Source organism: Leclercia sp. W6 (assembly GCF_003336345.1).
Classification (GTDB): domain Bacteria; phylum Pseudomonadota; class Gammaproteobacteria; order Enterobacterales; family Enterobacteriaceae; genus Enterobacter.
Genome location: NZ_CP031104.1, coordinates 270736 through 289281, shown reverse-complemented (window position 1 = coordinate 289281; position 18546 = coordinate 270736). Strand labels below are relative to the sequence as shown.

Annotated in this window: 12 protein-coding genes and 1 tRNA gene; 6 read left to right on the top strand and 7 right to left on the bottom strand. The window is 56.8% G+C overall.

Features of this window, described 5'->3' with window-relative positions:
• The first annotated feature begins 369 nt into the window (after positions 1 to 369).
• Positions 370 to 1692, top strand: coding sequence for a long-chain fatty acid transporter FadL (fadL, locus tag DVA43_RS01455; protein ID WP_168194633.1), 1323 nt, complete (start codon positions 370 to 372; stop codon positions 1690 to 1692).
• A gap of 47 nt (positions 1693 to 1739) precedes the next feature.
• On the opposite strand, the gene mlaA is transcribed toward fadL, so the two are convergent.
• Positions 1740 to 2492, bottom strand: coding sequence for a phospholipid-binding lipoprotein MlaA (mlaA, locus tag DVA43_RS01450; protein WP_103825183.1), 753 nt, complete (start codon positions 2490 to 2492; stop codon positions 1740 to 1742).
• A gap of 315 nt (positions 2493 to 2807) precedes the next feature.
• On the opposite strand from mlaA, the gene DVA43_RS01445 reads away from it, so the two are divergent.
• The 5 genes from DVA43_RS01445 to DVA43_RS01425 all read left to right on the top strand — a co-directional run bounded on the left by DVA43_RS01445 (position 2808) and on the right by DVA43_RS01425 (position 5614).
• A complete protein-coding gene (locus DVA43_RS01445; RefSeq protein WP_114314348.1) occupies positions 2808 to 3749 on the top strand; it encodes a formate/nitrite transporter family protein in 942 nt (313 codons plus the stop codon).
• 75 nt (positions 3750 to 3824) lie between these two features.
• Positions 3825 to 3896: transfer RNA gene (locus DVA43_RS01440), tRNA-Arg, on the top strand.
• A gap of 163 nt (positions 3897 to 4059) precedes the next feature.
• Positions 4060 to 4281: a hypothetical protein gene (locus DVA43_RS01435; RefSeq protein ID WP_103180578.1), complete on the top strand. Its 222-nt coding sequence runs from the start codon at positions 4060 to 4062 to the stop codon at positions 4279 to 4281.
• A gap of 164 nt (positions 4282 to 4445) precedes the next feature.
• A complete protein-coding gene (locus tag DVA43_RS01430) occupies positions 4446 to 4985 on the top strand; it encodes a cysteine hydrolase family protein (RefSeq protein WP_114314347.1) in 540 nt (179 codons plus the stop codon).
• Positions 4986 to 5074: 89 nt separating this feature from the next.
• On the top strand, positions 5075 to 5614 hold the full coding sequence (locus tag DVA43_RS01425; RefSeq protein ID WP_114314346.1) for a DUF2058 domain-containing protein: 540 nt from the start codon (positions 5075 to 5077) through the stop codon (positions 5612 to 5614).
• 45 nt (positions 5615 to 5659) lie between these two features.
• On the opposite strand, the gene DVA43_RS01420 is transcribed toward DVA43_RS01425, so the two are convergent.
• From DVA43_RS01420 to lapD, 6 genes are all read right to left on the bottom strand, one after another.
• Complete coding sequence (locus DVA43_RS01420; protein WP_114314345.1) at positions 5660 to 7024, bottom strand: HlyD family type I secretion periplasmic adaptor subunit; 1365 nt, start codon at positions 7022 to 7024, stop codon at positions 5660 to 5662.
• On the bottom strand, positions 7011 to 9161 hold the full coding sequence (locus DVA43_RS01415) for a type I secretion system permease/ATPase (RefSeq protein WP_246842303.1): 2151 nt from the start codon (positions 9159 to 9161) through the stop codon (positions 7011 to 7013). The genes DVA43_RS01420 and DVA43_RS01415 overlap by 14 nt, the downstream gene beginning before the upstream one ends.
• A gap of 138 nt (positions 9162 to 9299) precedes the next feature.
• Positions 9300 to 10649 (bottom strand): TolC family outer membrane protein, encoded by a 1350-nt coding sequence (locus DVA43_RS01410; RefSeq protein WP_114314343.1) that lies wholly within the window; start codon positions 10647 to 10649, stop codon positions 9300 to 9302.
• Between the two features lie 168 nt (positions 10650 to 10817).
• On the bottom strand, positions 10818 to 15950 hold the full coding sequence (locus tag DVA43_RS24865) for a hypothetical protein (protein WP_210406694.1): 5133 nt from the start codon (positions 15948 to 15950) through the stop codon (positions 10818 to 10820).
• Positions 15951 to 16225: 275 nt separating this feature from the next.
• Positions 16226 to 16525 carry a tryptophan synthase subunit beta gene (locus DVA43_RS01395; RefSeq protein ID WP_313141854.1) on the bottom strand — a complete coding sequence of 100 codons (300 nt, stop codon included), beginning with the start codon at positions 16523 to 16525 and terminating at the stop codon, positions 16226 to 16228.
• Between the two features lie 68 nt (positions 16526 to 16593).
• The gene (lapD, locus tag DVA43_RS01390; protein ID WP_114314340.1) at positions 16594 to 18540 is read right to left on the bottom strand and encodes a cyclic di-GMP receptor LapD; all 1947 of its coding nucleotides are present in this window, start codon (positions 18538 to 18540) and stop codon (positions 16594 to 16596) included.
• Between the last annotated feature and the right edge of the window lie 6 nt (positions 18541 to 18546).

The following is an 18546-nucleotide window of genomic DNA, read 5'->3' as shown; positions in this document are numbered from 1 at the left end:
TAGATTTCCTCTTCATTCGCGCATGGCGCGAGATAAACACGATGCTGATATTTTACGCGCCGGGCGGGAGCGGCTCCAGTTGTTAATGGCTTTAAACCGGGTAAGTGAGCAATATCACAAGTAAAAATGATCTAAAACAAAAATCACCCATTAGGAGGACGCGAACTGGTCACAATTTTGCCAACCAGATCCCGTTTCGAAAAACATATCGGTAAATATTCATAAACACCCTTGCAACATTCTATCTGGTCAGACCTATACTCTCGCCACTGGTCTGATTTCTAAGTGTTACCACAGACCCTACACTTCGCGCTCCTGTTACGGTATGTAACAAAAATTGAATAAAAATAACTCAATGAGGTTATGGTCATGAGCCAGAAAACCCTGTTCAAAAAAACTGCGCTGGCAGTCGCAGTGGCAATCGTTTCCACCTCCGCCTGGTCAGCGGGCTTTCAGTTGAATGAGTTCTCTTCCTCAGGCCTGGGCCGCGCCTATTCCGGGGAAGGTGCTATCGCTGATGACGCAGGGAACGCGAGCCGTAACCCTGCCCTGATCATGATGTTTGATCGTCCTACCTTCTCCGCAGGCGCCATCTTTGTTGACCCTGATGTGGATATCTCCGGACGCTCGCCAACGGGCGCAAGCCTGAACGCGGATAACATCGCGCCAACAGCGTGGGTGCCAAACCTGCACTTTGTCGCACCAATCAACGATCAATTCGGCTGGGGCGCATCAGTCACCTCTAACTACGGACTGGCGACCGAGTTCAATAACAACTACGCAGCAGGGGCATACGGCGGTACCACCGACCTGGAGACCCTCAACCTGAACCTGAGCGGTGCTTATCGCCTGGATAATCACTGGAGTTTCGGTGTTGGCTTTGATGCGGTCTATGCGAAAGCGAAAATTGAGCGCTACGCGGGTGACCTGGGTCGCATCGTTGCAGGCTCCGGCGCATTACCTCCGGCTCTGGCACGACAGGTCGCGGGGATCCCGGGAGATACCCAGATTGCCTACCTGAAAGGTGATGAGTGGGGCTTTGGCTGGAACGCCGGTATTCTGTATGAAATCGATAAGAACAACCGGTATGGCTTGACCTACCGCTCTGAAGTGAAAATCGATTTCGATGGCGACTATAAGAGCAGCCTGCCTTCAGCCTATAATCAGATCCTCGGCAACTTTGGTCTGCCAATGGGGACGGATGGCCGCACCACTGGCGGTTCTCTGACCCTGAATTTACCTGAGATGTGGGAACTGTCCGGTTATAACAGAGTCGCGCCGCAATGGGCCATCCACTATAGCCTGACCTACACGAGCTGGAGCCAGTTCCAGGAGCTGAAAGCGACTAACAGCGGCGGTGATACGCTTTTCTATAAAGATGAAAGCTTCCGTGACGCTTACCGCATCGCACTGGGTACCACCTACTATATGGACGATAACTGGACATTCCGTACCGGTATCGCCTTCGATGACAGCCCGGTTCCGGCAGACAAACGCTCTATCTCCATTCCGGATCAGGATCGCTTCTGGCTGAGCGCCGGTGCGACCTATGCATTCAACAAAGATGCCTCCATCGATGCGGGTGTCTCTTATATGCATGGTCAGAAAGTGACGTTCCAGGAAGGTCCGTATGAGTTCTCTTCTGAAGGTAAAGCCTGGCTCTATGGCATGAACTTCAACTACGCGTTCTAATCACGCAGGGATAAAAAAAGGCGAGCCTCGCGCTCACCTTTTCTTTTTTATTCCGCATCAATCTCGGAGAGTTCATTCTCGATCGCTTTCGCGTTCGGGTTCTCTTCCGGTTTCAGCTTACCGCCGTTAGCAATGAAGTCGTGATTCTGGAAGTACGCTTCACGCACCATGAGATACGGATCGGAAGACTGACGCAGCAGACCGTCTGAATCCAGCAGTTGCGCGCGCGTCTCCACCCCTTCCAGCGTCCATTTACCCACCGACAGCGGCCAGGTCAGCCACGACAGCACCGGATAGAGCGTATCGACCATATCACCGCCGTCATCACGCAACGTGAAGCTACCGTAGAACGGCAGATGCACATACGGACCGTAACCCACATTGTAGTGACCCAGCGTACTACCGAAACGGTGCGGCTGTTCGCGCTGCAGCTTCGGATTCGCCATCCCGGCAACGTCAATAAAGCCACCCATCCCTAACAGGGTGTTCAGGAAGAAGCGGGTAAAGTGGACCATCCCCTGATAGGGATCGCCCTGCAGGAAGTAGTTCGCCATCACCGCTGGCTCTTCGAGGTTGCTGGTGAAGTTGCTCAGCCCGTTACGGGCAGGTTGTGGAACATAATCCCGCCATGCCACCGCAACCGGACGCACCACATACGGATCCAGCACGTTATAGTTGAAGTTGTACATGGTGCGGTTAAATCCTTCCAGAGGATCGGAGCGCCCCTGCTGCTCGCCAGAGCTGGCGCAGCCCATCAGCAACGTGGTGCTCAACGCAACCACCGACAGCCGAAGTTTCATATCTTTCTCCCTGTTAAGTATGGCTATCAGCAAAAGCCATCCGTCATGGCGCTTTCGCGCTCTGTCTGTAAACGTGTAAGTGATTGTATCAGCGCGTTTACTGATGTCTACGACCACAAATCGGGGCAATAAACACTCTCTGGTATGATCTCAGAATAGCCTGGCTTTAGGTTTTCGTTTGGCTGGCAATTTTATACGGCCTTTGCTGGCAATGTATCGCCTTTATTGCCATTACAGGAATTTAAGAGCTTCCCCACGGGCGGCGGGAGAAAAAGCGCTACGCTTAAAGGTATCTGCAACCTATGGAGCATTGCGATGGACGAGCTAAAAGAAGAAAAAATTGATAGCCATACCGAAGAGTTGGAAGTTGAAAGCGAGGAGAATCGCCGGGGAAAGAAGATTGAGGTTGACGAGGATCGCCTGCCCTCACGTGCAATGGCAATCCACGAACATATTCGCCAGGACGGTGAAAAGGAGCTGGAGCGCGACGCCATGGCGCTGTTCTGGTCGGCCATTGCCGCCGGATTATCGATGGGCGCCTCCCTGCTGGCGAAAGGGATTTTTCATGTCGAGCTTGAAGGGGTGCCCGGCGGCATAATCATCGAAAACATCGGATACACCTTTGGCTTTATTATCGTGATTATGGCGCGCCAGCAGCTCTTCACCGAGAATACCGTCACCGCAGTACTGCCGGTGATGCAAAGCCCAACCTGGGGTAATTTCGGCCTGCTGATGCGCCTGTGGAGCGTGGTGCTGCTCGGTAATATCATCGGCACCGGTGTCGCCGCCTGGGCGTTCGAGTTTATGCCGATATTTGATGAGCCCACCCGCGACGCCTTTGTGAAAATCGGGATGGGGGTGATGGAAAACAGCCCCTCAGAGATGTTCGCCAACGCGATCATCTCCGGCTGGATTGTCGCCACCATGGTCTGGATGTTCCCGGCTGCCGGTTCAGCGAAAATCGTGGTCATTATCCTGATGACCTGGCTTATCGCCCTGGCCGATACCACCCACATTGTGGTGGGGACGGTGGAGATCCTGTACCTGGTATTTAACGGCACCATTCACTGGACCGAGTTTTTCTGGCCCTTCGCGCTCCCTACCCTTGCCGGTAACATCTGCGGCGGTACCTTTATTTTTGCCCTGCTCAGCCATGCGCAAATCCGTAACGATATGTCGAATAAGCGTAAAGCTGAACTAAAAGCGAAAGAGCAAGCCCAGCAGGAAAAAGAGGAAGAACGCAAAAAAGCGGTGTGAGTGGCGACACTTTAAGCAGTCAGGCGGTCACGCGCTTAACGCATTGTATAAATGACGTTATACTCGTGCCGCTTTGTCCCCTTAGTTAAATGGATATAACGAGCCCCTCCTAAGGGCTAGTTGCAGGTTCGATTCCTGCAGGGGACACTTTCCTGCCGTCAGATTTACTTTTTTTCCCGCAACTTCGTAAGTTACTTTCTGTTCAATAGCACCCATAAACACAACTTAACGGGTTGCTGTAATGTACTCTCCCGCCATCAGAACGTATCCCTGGCTCACCAGGTAATACAAAATTGAACGGAGAAAATTGATGAAGAAGATCCTGATCGCGCTGGCTTTAATCGCCCCATGCTCAGCCTTTGCTGGGGTTGTGTTTCACCCTGTAGAACGCGCAGCCGTGGTCGCGAATTCCGCCCACCCGGTAGCGGCTGCAACGGTTACCGCGCAGGCAAGAAATCATCGTGCCGCCAGGGTAGATGCCGTTAACTGCAACGATGGGCATTGCGTACAGCGCGGTAACGTCATTCGCTAAGCGTTACGGAGCCCCGAAAGCTCGGGGCTCAAACCCACCAAACCCGGGCGCTGACGCCCCTGAGCAAAACGGATATTCTTTAACGGTCTCGTTCACATGAGAGGCAGTTTACTTGCCCGTGAGCGCAGCTCATCCTGCCACTCATCCGTTTTACAGAGGGTCAAATGCCAAAAGCACTACTCATCATCGATATGCAGAATTTTGTCACGGAAAGAATTCAGCAGGGCGTGGATTACTTCCCGCATAACAGCATTGAAAACATGACCTCTGTAATTGAAAAATTCAGAAAATCAGGCCGTCCCGTCATCCACGTTCGCCACCAGACGCCTGAACAGGGCTCGCTTTTCCATCCCCACTCGCCATCCAGCTTACCTCTGGACGCCTTCAAAGAATTAGCGAACGAACCGGTCTTTATCAAACACACCTCTTCCGCGTTCAGCTCAACGGAATTAATGCCTTATCTTCAGGACGCGCAGATTTCAGAGGTTGTTGTTATTGGCGCGGTGGCAGGATTTTGCGTTAACTCCACCGTCAGAATGGGTGCCGACCTTGGGTTAAAGATGACGGTAGTAAAAGATGCGGTGCTCAGTTTTGAACTGAGACAATCTCAGCTCAGCGCAAAAGTCATTCATGATGTTACCCTTGCGCTACTTGCGGCCGATTTTGCTCAGGTGACAGACGCCACGGAACTACAGCTGTCCTGAATAGTGTGCCCTGAGCGACCATCGCCTGGCACGCCCCTCACGCTTCAGGGTATAATCTGCCAATCATTTGACAGATTTCAGAAACGACGATGACCAAACTCACACTACAAGAGCAGATGCTGAAAGCTGGCTTAGTCAGCAGTAAAAAGCTGGAAAAAGTGCAGCGCACCGCCAAAAAGTCCCGCGTCCAGGCGCGTGAGGCCCGGGAAGCGGTAGAAGCGAATAAGCAGGCGCAAATTGAGCGCGACAAAGAGCTTAGCGAACAGCAAAAGCAGGCGACGCTGGCAAAAGAGTATAAGGCGCAGATCAAGCAGTTGATTGAGATGAACCGCATCGTCATTGCCAAAGGCGATATCGGCTTTAACTTCACCGACGGCAATCTGATTAAAAAAATCACTGTGGATAAAATCACGCAAAAACAGCTGATCAATGGCCGTCTGGCGATTGCGCGTCTGGTTGCTGAAGCGGGTCGCGAGAGCGAATACGCCATCATCCCTGCCGTTGTGGCGAATAAAATTATCCAGCGTGATGCGAGCTATATCGTCTTCAGCGGCGAACTGACGCAGGAAGCGAAGGATGAAGACGATCCGTACGCTGATTTTGTCGTGCCTGACGATTTGATGTGGTAACACTTAAAGGCCACCTCCCGGCGAGGTGGCCTTTCTCCATACTTATTAGCGTTCGTGGAACGCCTCCGCTCTGGCGCGCAGAATCGGTTTCAGCAGATAGGCCATCACCGTTTTCTTACCGGTAATAATATCCACCGACGCCACCATTCCCGGAATAATTAACAGCGGCTTTTCATCCGTGCCGAGATGGTTTTTATCGGTGCGCAGGCGAATCACGTAAAAACTCTTCCCATCTTTGTCGGTTACCGTGTCGGGGCTGATCTGCTCCAGCGTCCCTTTCAGACCGCCATAGATGGTGTAGTCGTAGGCAGTGAACTTCACCGTTGCTTCCTGGCCCGGACGTAAAAACGCAATGTCCTGCGGACGGATTTTGGCCTCCACCAGCAGCTTGTCGTCCAGCGGCACAATCTCCACCAGGTCTTTGCCCGGCTGGATCACCCCGCCGATGGTGTTGACCATCAGCTGCTGCACCACGCCGCGCACCGGGGAGGTGACCAGGGTACGGTTCACCCGGTCAGAAATCGCCTTGCCCGAGGCCTCTATTTTGCTGAGATCGGTTCGCGCCTCGTTGAGCTGCCCCAGCGCCTCGCTGCGATAACGCCCCCGCGTTTCACTGACTTTGCTCTCAATCTCCTTGATGGCCGCTTCCGCCCGCGGGATAGCGAGTGTCACGGAGTCGAGCTGTCCCTGGGTTTCTACCACGCCACGACGCAGACGGAGCACTTCGACTTTTGAGATCGCCCCTTTCGCCACCAGCGGTTCAGACATGGCGACCTCCTGCTGTTGCAGCCCCAGGCTACGACGGTACTGGCTGGCCTTGCCCTGGAAGTCGAGCAGCTCCTGCTTCTTCTGGATAAGCTGTTCGTTGAGCCCCGCCAGTTCGCTCTGAATGCGTTTGTTCACGCTGGCGAAAAGCTCCATCTCACCGCTGGCGATCTCCGGCGCCTGCTTCACTATCTCCGGCGCCAGGGTCAGGGTTGTGGCATCGTTCAGCTGCGCGGTCAGACGCTGGATGCGCGCCTGCAGCGCCAGCCGATCGGCCTCGCTCTCCCCGGCGTTGGAACGAAACTGAGTATCATCCAGGCGCAGCAGCGGCGCGCCGGCCTTCACCACCTCGCCTTCATGCACAAAGACTTCGGCGACGATCCCCCCTTCGAGGTTCTGCACTTTCTGCAGACGGGACGAGGGGATCGCCCGCCCTTCCCCGCGTGTGACTTCATCAATGCTGGCCAGCGATGCCCAGAGGATCATGACGATAAAGAAGGCGAAGATTGCCCACAGCGTGACGCGTACCACCCGGGGGGCATCATCCAGCAACGCTTTGTTAACCTCGTTGGTGGTAAACGGCGCGGGCTGTTTATCTCCTGACAGCCAGCTCATCAGGCGGCTAAGCATCTCAACGATTCGCATGAATTTGTCCCTTCTTCAGCGCACTCATGACGCTCTCTTTCGGGCCATCGGCAATGATTTTGCCGTTGTCGACAATAATCAGACGATCCACCAGCGTCAGCAGCGACGCACGGTGGGTGACCATCAGCAGCGTTTTGTTGGCAATCACCGGCGCAAGTGCCTTTTTGATCAGATCTTCGCTGGTGTTATCCATGGAGCTAGTGGGTTCGTCCATCAACAGCACCGGCGGGTCGAGCAGTAGCGCCCGCGCCAGGGCGACAGCCTGTCGCTGGCCGCCGGAAAGGCTCATTCCCCGCTCACCCACCTGCATGTTGTAACCGGAGGGGTGACGACGGGCAAACTCGTGCACCCCGGTCAGGGTGGCCACCCGCAGCATGGTTTCGTCATCAACGTAGCTGGCGCCATACACCAGGTTCTCCCGCAGGGTGCCGCTGAACAGATGAATATCCTGTGGCGCGTAGCCGATATTGTGCCGCAAATCGTGAACATCGATCTGACGGGCATCAATGCCGTCGATCAGCACATTCCCGCTGTCCGGCTGGTAAAAGCCGACCAGCAGTTTCGCCAGCGAGCTTTTCCCGGACCCACTGCGGCCGATGATCCCCACCTTCTCCCCGGGCTGGATCGTCAGCGAGACGTTGCTGAGCGAGGCATACTGATTGCCAGGATAGATAAAGGTCACATCGCGCAGCTCAATGGCGCCGGAGAGGGTTTCCCGCTTCAGCGGCACTTCGTCGTCCTGCACCTCCTGCTCAAGATCCATCATCCGGTCAATGGTGGCCTTGGTCATGCGCGCGCGCTGGTAGCGGGTGATCAGGCTGCACAGCTGGCCGATGGGCATCATGGCGCGACGGTGCAACAGATAGCAGGCAATCAGCCCGCCCATGCTCAGGTTGCCGCCGATAATGATGTAGACCCCGACCACGATCAGGGCCACGCCGCTGAACTGCTGCAGCCAGGCAGTAAAGTTCACCGCCACATAGGAGAGCGACTTCACCCGCAGTTCCAGCTTGTTCAGCTGACCGGTGAGGTGCTCCCACTGATACTGACGCTCGCTCTGGGCGTTGTTGATTTTGATGGCATCCAGGCCGGTGAGTGTCTCCACCAGCATCGCCTGGCGTTCGTTAGAGAGCTGATAGGTTTTCCTGACACGCGACATCAGCGGGCGCTGGATCAACCAGTTCACCAGCAGCGCCAGCGGATAAGCGAGCAGCGGGATAAACACCAGCGGGCCGCCGATGATGCCAATGACCAGCAGGATCAGCAGGGTAAAGGGCAGATCGATAAAGGCGGTCAGCGTCAGCGACGACAGAAAATCACGAATCGACTGGAACTCCTGGAAATTCTGCGCAAAGCTGCCCACCCGCTGCGGGCGGAGCTTCATCTTCATCCCCAGCAGCCGCTCGAACAGCGCCGAGGAGACCACCAGGTCGGTTTTTTTGCCCGCCAGATCGAGGCAAATTCCCCGCAGGATCTTCAGCACAAAGTCGAACACAAAGGCAATGCTGATGCCAATCGCCAGCACCCACAGCGTGGCGGTGGCCTGATTAGGCACCACCCGGTCATAAACGTTCATCACAAACAGCGGGGCGCTGAGCGCCACCAGGTTGACGAGGAAACTGGCGACCACCGCATCCAGGTAGAGGGATTTCGACAGTTTGAGCGTATCCTGGAACCAGGCTTTGGTACGCGGAAGAGTGGCCGTCGGCTGGGCATCAAACTCATGCTCCGGAGAGATAAAAATCACCCGGCCGCTGTAATTCTCCGCCAGCGTCTCTGGCGACACGGTGATCTCACCGCCCTCCGTTTCACTGGGCAGCAGCCGGGCGCGCTGCTGCGAATCCCAGCCAATCAGCACCGCGGCCTGATTGTTCTTCAGCAGGAGAATGGCAGGCAGAGAGAGCGCGGTGATGTTTTCAAGCCCACGCTGCACCACTCGCGCCTTGAGCCCGGCCCGTCCGGCGGCGCGGGGAAAGGTCTCTGTCGTCAGGGTGTGGGCTGCCAGCGGCAACCCTGCGGTCAGGACGTTGCGGCTGGTGACAATGTTATGCAATTTACAGACGATCATCAGCGCATCCAGCAGGGGATCGTCATGGCTTTGCCGCGGATCCTGCCTGCCCTGCGCCTGCGGGGCCATCTCGATGCGATCAGAGGAGTCAATATCAGGCGTCATTCTCTGCCTCAGTGTTCTGCGGACGGGAACCGCAGATAAAAAAAGAGAGGGTTGTTGCCGTTATCTCTGCCAGCAACAACCCCGTCAGCCTCTCAGGGCGTCTTACTTTAATTCAGGCAGTTCTGCCTGGGAAGATTTCGCTTGCCCGAGCGGCTCCGCTGCCGTCGGCGGCTGAATATTCAGGCTCTTAAGCAGTTCGCCGGTACGGGCGCTGATGCGGTAGGTGGTAAACATGTCGACAAACTGCAGCTCGACGTAGCGGCGCTGGGCGCTGAACACCTCGTTTTCGCTGTCCAGCATATCGAGCAAGGTCCGGTCGCCAAGGCTGAACTGTTCCTGGTAGGCGCTACGTACCTGCACGCTGCGATCGGCGTACTCTTTGGCGATCGGCACCTGCTGCCCGGCGTTTTTCAGGGCGTTCCAGGCCAGACGCAGCTCTTCGTTCAGCTGACGCTGGGCGTTATTTTTCACATCCTGCGCCTCTTTCATTTTGTAGGCGTAAGAAGTGAGTGTCGCCTGGTCGCTGCCGCCGTTATAGAGGTTGTAACGCATGCGCAGCATCGCCTGCCACTCCTGGCTGTGGCCGCGGGTCCCATCGATGTTGTTATCCATGGTGCGCCCGACTTCGACATTCACATCCGGATAAAAGCGCGATTTTGCCGCCTCGTACTGCTGGCGGGTCGCTTCCACATCGGCATCGGCCTGTTTCAGCAGCGGATTGTTCGCCAGCATGACGGTCCGCGCGGCCTCCAGCGAGGCGGGTACCGCGATTTTGGCGGGCATGACGAGAGTGTCAGGCTCTTTGCCGGTGATGCTCTGGTAGTTAGCGCGAGCGTCTTCGAGGTTAGTTTGCTCGGTCAGCAGGTTGTTGCGCGCCTGGGCCAGACGAGCCTGAGCCTGCTCAAAGTCTGCCTGACGCCCCACCCCCTGCTCGGTACGCAGACGGATCTGATCGAACACGCGCTCGTGATTCTTCAGGTTATCTTCTGCCAGCGCCACCATCTTCTGGCGCATCAGCACATCGAGATAGCTCTGGATCGCCTGCAGGGCGGTGGATTCACTGGTATTCATTACCGTCCAGGCGCGGGAGTTGACCGTCGCTTTCTGGCGGCCCACTTCGCTGGTGGTGGCAAAACCGTTGAAGACGTTCTGGCGCAGATTGATGGCGGACTCGCTGCGGTGCAAATCACGCAGATGATCGCCTGCCCCGCGGGTGCTGGCGTTATCGGTTTGTTCCCAGCCGGTACCGGCGGTGAGATCCAGGGTCGGGAGATAGCCGCCTTTGGCGGCGCGGAGATCCTGATCGGCGGAATAGCGGCTGTTTACCGAGGCGTTAACTTCCGGATGCCATAACAGGCTCTCTTTCACGGCCTGTTCCAGGGTCGTGGCCTGGCTATATGTGGCGCTCAGCGCCAGGGTAGCCCCTATAACGAACTGACTATACTGTTTCATCTTATTTTTTCCTTCATATCCCTTGATTATTGGTCAATATTCACCAGAGAAACCCCATCAGAGAGAGGGGGAAAAATGTACCCTGCGATTTTGCGGACAGACGGGATCCCTCGTCTGTCCTGAATAATGTTTGCCGCGCAGTGCCAGACCAGCCCTGCGCGGCGCCAGTCAGGCGTGCTCTTCCGGTTTGGCGATCAGACTGTCGAGCATCGTGTCGTTACCCGCGTCATACCCCTCCGTTCCGGCGATCTCACCGCCTTCAGCAGGAACATGCTCGACCTCCGCCGGGCCCTCCGCCGTGTCGCTCTGCGGCCCCGCCTGGATCAGCGTGCTGAGATCGTTATGCTCTTCATCATGAATGAGATCGCTAAAGTTCAGCTGCTCCTCCTGATCCGTACTCTGGAGCGTGAGATTTTCGCTTTGCGCATTATCGACCGTTGGCGTGCCGTTGTTATCCACACTGCTGGTATTGAGCATCAGGTTGTCGTCATCGATTAACGATGCGGCGTGATCCCCGTTCGCCAGAGCGTGGTCGGCGTCATGCTCATCAGCCGTCAGGCTGCTCGTCTGCTTGTGATTCTCTTCACTGTCGCTTTCAACATGATTCTCCTCAACGCTGTGGTCAGCCATCAGAGGGTGATCGTCAACGTTATCATCGGCGTGCTCTTCTCCACCGTGGCTTTCGCTGACAAACGTTCCGCCCTCTTTCCCGTCAACGGTGAAGTCGGTTTCGTGTTGATCGAAGGCGGTAGAGTCCACTTTCAGCCCGATCTCCCCGAAATCGCTCTGACCGTCCGGCAGCTCAACGCTCACCTGGCCGTTGAAGTGCGAGGTGTCGTTGTCAAAGGTCAGGGTGTAGCTCTTCTCTTCGGCGTTGTAGCTGACGCTCGCATAGTTGCCGGTAAAGGTCGCGTTTTCCGGGATACCGCTCAGGGTGATGCTGTTAAGGTGATCGCTGCTGTCTGAGCTTTCGAGATTGACATCCAGATTCAGCGTCACCGTATAGCTGACGGTGGTATTGCCGCCGTGCGTGGAGGAGGGTCCGTCACCAAAAACAACGCCTTCGATGCCGTTGGCATTCTGGAACGGTGACTTCCCGGTCTCGTTATCAACCACATGCAGGTTATCTATATCGTTGTTTTTACCATTCTGTGGATGGTCGACACCGGTAACGGTGTAGTCAGCCTCATTCCCCTGAACAAAGATATAGTCCTTACCCACGCTGCTTTGCGGTAAGCCCTGGTTGCCAGTGATGCCGTTGAGCGGCCGGAATTCATAGCGATCCTGCGGCCAGTCACCCTGCTGGTAATAGCCACCCGTATGGTCACCGACCACAAAGATATCGGTATAGGTCTTGTCGCCGTTATTGGCGTTGGCGTTACCCTGGCTGTTGTAGTAGTGGATCTGGTCCGGGCTGTCGGCTTTAGGCACAAAGTCGCCCTGGATCTTGCCGTCCGGGCTATCCGGGGTCAGCCAGACATGTACGTTGCTGCCGATCGCAACAATCACGCCGTTCTGGATGTCGTAACCGTTAGGATCGCCGCTGCCGCCGTTAACGTGGATGATCTGGTCATCTGTCGTCTCGGTCGTCTTACTGCCTGGAGTGACGGTAACGGTCAGTTTGACGTCGGCGTCGGAATCAGAGTCCGCATCGGCATCCGCGTCGGCGTCGGCATCAGAATCGGCATCAGCATCAGCATCGGCGTCGGCGTCGGCGTCGGCGTCGGCATCAGAATCCGCGTCAGCATCAGCATCTGCATCGGAATCCGCATCGGCATCGGCATCGGCATCGGCATCTGCGTCCGCATCTGCATCAGAATCGGCATCCGCATCTGCGTCCGCATCTGCATCAGAATCGGCATCTGCATCTGCATCTGCATCCGAATCAGCGTCAGCATCAGAATCTGCATCTGCATCTGCATCAGCGTCGGCATCAGCGTCCGCATCAGCGTCCGCATCCGCGTCGGCATCCGCATCCGCGTCCGCATCTGCATCAGAATCGGCGTCGGCATCCGCGTCGGCGTCCGCATCTGAATCCGCATCTGCATCTGCATCCGCATCCGCATCCGCATCCGCATCCGCATCTGCGTCAGAGTCCGCATCAGCGTCCGCATCGGCATCGGCGTCAGAATCCGCATCGGCGTCTGCATCTGCATCGGCATCGGCATCGGCGTCAGAATCCGCATCGGCGTCTGCATCTGCATCGGCATCCGCGTCGGCATCCGCGTCGGCATCGGCATCGGCATCGGCATCGGCATCTGCATCAGCATCCGCATCTGCATCTGCATCTGCATCTGCATCTGCATCGGCATCGGAATCAGCGTCGGCATCAGCGTCCGCATCGGCATCCGCATCCGCATCGGAATCAGCGTCAGCGTCAGAATCGGCATCCGCATCAGCGTCGGAATCTGCATCCGCATCCGCGTCAGAATCCGCATCGGCATCAGCGTCTGCATCGGAATCAGAATCAGCGTCCGCATCGGCGTCGGCATCAGCATCCGCATCAGCATCGGCATCGGCATCGGCGTCCGCATCCGCATCAGCGTCAGAATCCGCATCAGCGTCCGCATCGGCATCGGCGTCAGAATCCGCATCGGCGTCTGCATCGGCATCGGCATCGGCATCAGCGTCCGCATCGGCATCGGCGTCAGAATCCGCATCGGCGTCTGCATCTGCATCGGCATCCGCGTCGGCATCGGCATCGGCATCGGCATCGGCATCGGCATCGGCATCAGCATCCGCATCTGCATCTGCATCTGCATCTGCATCTGCATCTGCATCAGAATCGGCATCTGCATCTGCATCAGCATCTGCATCGGCATCTGCATCGGAATCTGCATCCGCATCCGCGTCAGAATCCGCATCGGCATCAGCGTCTGCATCGGAATCAGAATCAGCGTCCGCATCGGCGTCGGCATCAGCATCAGCATCCGCATCAGCATCGGCATCGGCGTCCGCATCCGCATCAGCGTCAGAATCCGCATCCGCATCAGCGTCCGCATCGGCATCGGCGTCAGAATCCGCATCGGCGTCTGCATCTGCATCGGCATCCGCGTCGGCATCGGCATCGGCATCGGCATCGGCATCGGCATCGGCATCAGCATCCGCATCTGCATCCGCATCTGCATCTGCATCTGCATCTGCATCTGCATCTGCATCTGCATCTGCATCTGCATCTGCATCTGCATCTGCATCGGCATCTGCATCGGAATCTGCATCCGCATCCGCGTCAGAATCCGCATCGGCATCAGCGTCTGCATCGGAATCAGAATCAGCGTCCGCATCGGCGTCGGCATCAGCATCAGCATCCGCATCGGCGTCGGCATCAGCATCAGCATCCGCATCAGCATCGGCATCGGCGTCCGCATCCGCATCAGCGTCAGAATCCGCATCCGCATCAGCGTCCGCATCGGCATCGGCGTCAGAATCCGCATCGGCGTCTGCATCTGCATCGGCATCCGCGTCGGCATCGGCATCGGCATCGGCATCGGCATCGGCATCGGCATCGGCATCGGCATCGGCATCGGCATCGGCATCAGCATCCGCATCTGCATCTGCATCAGAATCGGCATCTGCATCTGCATCTGCATCGGCATCTGCATCGGAATCAGCGTCAGCGTCAGAATCGGCATCCGCATCAGCGTCGGCGTCGGCGTCGGCGTCGGCATCAGCGTCCGCATCGGCATCCGCATCCGCATCGGAATCAGCGTCAGCGTCAGAATCGGCATCCGCATCAGCGTCGGCGTCGGCGTCGGCGTCGGCATCAGAATCCGCATCGGCATCCGCATCCGCGTCGGCATCAGAATCGGAATCCGCATCTGCGTCCGCATCTGCATCGGCATCGGCATCGGCATCGGAATCTGCATCCGCATCCGCATCCGCGTCGGCATCAGAATCGGAATCCGCATCTGCGTCCGCGTCGGAGTCAGAATCCGCATCAGCATCGGCGTCAGCGTCCGAATCTGCATCCGCGTCCGCATCAGCATCTGCATCGGCATCAGAATCGGCATCCGCATCCGCGTCGGCATCAGAATCGGAATCCGCATCTGCGTCCGCATCTGCGTCAGCGTCGGCATCTGCGTCCGCATCTGCATCTGCATCGGCATCAGCGTCGGAATCTGCATCCGCATCCGCATCCGCGTCGGCATCAGAATCGGAATCCGCATCTGCGTCCGCATCTGCATCAGAATCGGCATCTGCGTCAGAATCCGCATCTGCGTCGGCGTCAGAGTCCGCATCAGCGTCCGCATCGGCATCGGCGTCCGCATCGGAATCAGAATCCGCATCAGCATCGGCGTCAGCGTCCGCATCAGCATCTGCATCGGCATCCGCATCAGCGTCAGAATCCGCATCGGCGTCTGCATCAGCATCGGCGTCGGCGTCTGCATCAGCATCGGCATCCGCATCGGCATCAGCATCGGCATCCGCATCGGCATCAGCGTCCGCATCGGCATCAGCGTCCGCATCGGCATCGGCATCGGCATCAGCATCAGCATCAGCATCAGCATCTGCGTCGGCATCCGCATCCGCATCGGCATCCGCATCGGCATCGGCATCGGCGTCCGCATCGGCATCGGAATCAGAATCCGCATCAGCATCGGCATCGGCATCAGAATCCGCATCGGCATCCGCGTCTGCATCCGAATCCGCGTCAGCATCCGCATCAGAATCGGCGTCCGCATCAGCATCAGCGTCAGCATCTGCATCCGCATCCGCGTCAGCATCAGAATCCGCGTCAGCGTCAGAATCGGCATCTGCATCAGAATCCGCATCGGCATCTGCATCTGCATCCGCATCCGCATCTGAATCATCAATATCGAGCAGCGTTAATTCTTCCGGGGGCTCATCATCGGGGAAATCCAGGCCGATCGTTGGGTAACCCGCAGTGGGATCAACAATTTCGCCGGTAAGATCGAGCACGACGTGGGTATGTGACCCGCCGCCGCTGCCGCCTGGCTCGCCGCCAGAATTACCGGATTGCGGACCAGCTGCTGTCGCTTCCAGGGTTTGCGTCGGGTCCTGCCCGTCGGCAATAGCCTGCTGGATGGCTGCCACGTCCTGCTGCTGGGTCGCTGTGGCCTCTGCCACTATGTGCCCTGAACTATCCCACTGACTGTCACGCCCCAGATCCAGTTGTTTGCCATCCGGCAAAGATAAGGTAATTGCGCCAGCCGCTCCCGTCTGGACTTGTTCTCCTTCGAGAACGCGGTCGCCTTCGGTCAGCAAACGCTTACTGCCGTCAGGGCTGACGGCAAATACCTGCCCGATTACTGCTTTGACAATCCCGGATACGCCACTCATATATTGTCTCCCTCAATCTTTTTCTTGCCCAATTCATCCATTTCTCAGGCTTAGAATGCTAAAAGAGTATTTAATCTGTATTAGTAATATGCTGTGCAACTATGACTACAATACGCCTTTATGCACCAGATTTATTGATGCAGATACGGATCAGGGCGCTATATTAATAGATGCCATGAATAAACAGGAAACTAAAAAGATCTGTACTATCAAAATAGGGAGCCAGGGAAATATCCCCCTATTAACTGTTGATTAATCCCGGTACGCAAAAGAGGCTAAATAAGCCCCTCGTCCTCATCCGCGATTAACCCTTCCAGACCACTCAGCGAGCGACGCGCCTGCGCACGGCTGGTGAGTTTGGCCTGTGCGGCAGGCGGCAGGTCAGTAATGGTGATAACCCCTTTACTCATCAGAACCTCGATCAGATCCTCAAGCACACGCACCATCTCAAGGTCGCTTTGCCGCAGCTGATACAGCGTGGCTTCGCGGATCTCACGCTGGCGCAACCACTCGTCAATCTCGGGCGTACAGAGATCGTGCTGTTCTGTCATTGCGGAAAAAGGTGTCAATTCCACCCGAATTATTCGTCTTTCCGTATCGCGTTCTACGTAATACATATTCAGCCTCTGTATAACCTGTGAGGTTAATTTCCACCCAGCGTACTGGCATCAGCAAAATAGCGCCCCATTGCGCCATACAGCCCCATTTTTTCGAGGATCGCCAGTTCACCTGCCGTTTCCACTCGCTCGGCAATTAAAGGAAGATTTATCTGACGGGCGGCCCAGTAAATAGCCTCAATAAACAGTTTTTTATCGTCCTCGCTGTCTATATCGCGAATATAACTGCCATCAACCTTAATCCAGGCCAGGCCCCATTGCGGCAAATTGCCGATAAGGTGGAAGCGTCCGCCAAAGTGCTGGATCCCCAGACGACACCCCAACGCCTTCAGGCGGCTGACCAGAACGTTCACCCGCTCGACATCGGGCAGCTCATTCTCATCCAGCTCAAACGTCAGCCAGGTTGCCAGCTGCGGCGCGCTTTTCAGCGACTGCAGCAGAGCATTCAGGCTCTGGTCATCCGCGACGCTGGCCCCGCTGATGCTCAGCGCCAGCGGACGCGGTGATTTTGCCAGCTCACTTAGGGTCTGCTGGAGCATCACAATGTCCATGCGGCGGCTGAGATTGAGCCGGTGGATCCACGGCATAAAGCGCCCCGCAGGCACCAGCTCGCCCTCCGGGGTTTTAATCCGCGCGAGGATCTTATGATGCAGCACCTCACGCGCGTTGTTGCAGGCGTAGACCGGCTGCGAGAAGAGCGCGAAGGCGCTGCTCATCAGCACCGCGTCCAGACGGGTGTACCAGCTGTGATGATCGTCTTCGCTCTCGGTGGCCGATGCGGTATCGGGCGTTGCAAAGATGCGCATTTCGGTTTCGGCTCTCGCCAGCGCCTGGTCCGCCTGGGCCAGTACTGCCTGGGGCGTATCGCCTGGGTTAAAGGGCACCATGGCAAAATGCGCCACCGGCGTTACGTCGCTCATGCCCATCTCAGACAGCGCCTTCAGCTGGGTGCTGAGGGTGTTGCGCAGATTATCAAGGTCCTGGCCCAGGATCTGCGGGGCGATAATGGCAAACTCCCCGCCGCGTACGCGGGCTAAAAAACCCTCGTTGTGGAAATAGTTGCGCTGCAGACCGCTCAGGATATCCGCCACGGCCACCAGCAATTGATCGGATTTCGCCCCACCCAGACGCTGGTTAAGCCCCATCAGATCCTGCACCCGCAGCAGCATCATATGGCCAGCGGCGTTCTCTTCATCACTCAGGCGTGACTGGAGCTGCATATCAAACGCCCGGCGGTTGCTCAGACCGGTCAGGCTGTCGTGATAGGCCTCCTGACGCAGCGCTTCGGTACGCCGGGCCTGCTCGCTGAATAACACCTTGAGCTGCGTCACCATCATGTTGGTGGCGTCCACCACCCGGCGCAGTTCAGGCGTTTTCGGCAGCGCCTGTATGTTGAGAAACTCGCGGCGGCAGATGGCCATCGCCTGCCCGGCAATATAGTTAAGCGGACGCAGAATGCGGTTCAACATCAGGGTAGCCGCCAGCACAAACAGCAGGCTACAGCCGATCAGCCACAAAAAGCTGGCGACGATACTGTTCCACAGGCGGGCCAGGGCGAACATCGGATGGCTGACCACTTCGACCCGGGCGACCTGCGTCCAGCCCCGCATCACAATGGCATCCCCTTCGCCGGGGCTGAGGTTCACCAGCCGCACAAACCACTGCGGTACGCGGGTGCTTTGCGGCACGTCGCTGCGCTCGATAATCGGTTTATTGGTTTTAATATCGATCACGCGAATGCGATAGAAATAGCCGCTGTCGAAGATGGAGTTCACCATCAGTTCGGTCATGGTCGGATCGTCGATATGGGTGGTCAGCGACACGCCCAGTGCCGTCGCCGCGTCCTGCGCGTGGGCGCTAAGCTGATTGCGGTACTGCTCCCGTGAGCTTTCCAGGGTAACGAAAAAGTTGCCGCAGAAAATGACGAGCGTAAATAAACAGATGCCAATCAGTAGCTGTTTATAAAGAGACATGGCCCT

Excerpts from the sequence above, each read along its gene's own strand:
- DVA43_RS01435 (WP_103180578.1), top strand. The coding sequence starts at position 4,060 with ATGAAGAAGATCCTGATCGCGCTGGCTTTAATCGCCCCATGCTCAGCC.
- DVA43_RS01410 (WP_114314343.1), bottom strand. The coding sequence starts at position 10,649 with ATGAAACAGTATAGTCAGTTCGTTATAGGGGCTACCCTGGCGCTGAGC.
- DVA43_RS01445 (WP_114314348.1), top strand. The coding sequence starts at position 2,808 with ATGGACGAGCTAAAAGAAGAAAAAATTGATAGCCATACCGAAGAGTTG.
- mlaA (WP_103825183.1), bottom strand. The coding sequence starts at position 2,492 with ATGAAACTTCGGCTGTCGGTGGTTGCGTTGAGCACCACGTTGCTGATG.
- DVA43_RS01415 (WP_246842303.1), bottom strand. The coding sequence starts at position 9,161 with ATGGCCCCGCAGGCGCAGGGCAGGCAGGATCCGCGGCAAAGCCATGAC.
- lapD (WP_114314340.1), bottom strand. The coding sequence starts at position 18,540 with ATGTCTCTTTATAAACAGCTACTGATTGGCATCTGTTTATTTACGCTC.
- fadL (WP_168194633.1), top strand. The coding sequence starts at position 370 with ATGAGCCAGAAAACCCTGTTCAAAAAAACTGCGCTGGCAGTCGCAGTG.
- DVA43_RS01430 (WP_114314347.1), top strand. The coding sequence starts at position 4,446 with ATGCCAAAAGCACTACTCATCATCGATATGCAGAATTTTGTCACGGAA.
- DVA43_RS24865 (WP_210406694.1), bottom strand. The coding sequence starts at position 15,950 with ATGAGTGGCGTATCCGGGATTGTCAAAGCAGTAATCGGGCAGGTATTT.
- DVA43_RS01420 (WP_114314345.1), bottom strand. The coding sequence starts at position 7,024 with ATGCGAATCGTTGAGATGCTTAGCCGCCTGATGAGCTGGCTGTCAGGA.
- DVA43_RS01425 (WP_114314346.1), top strand. The coding sequence starts at position 5,075 with ATGACCAAACTCACACTACAAGAGCAGATGCTGAAAGCTGGCTTAGTC.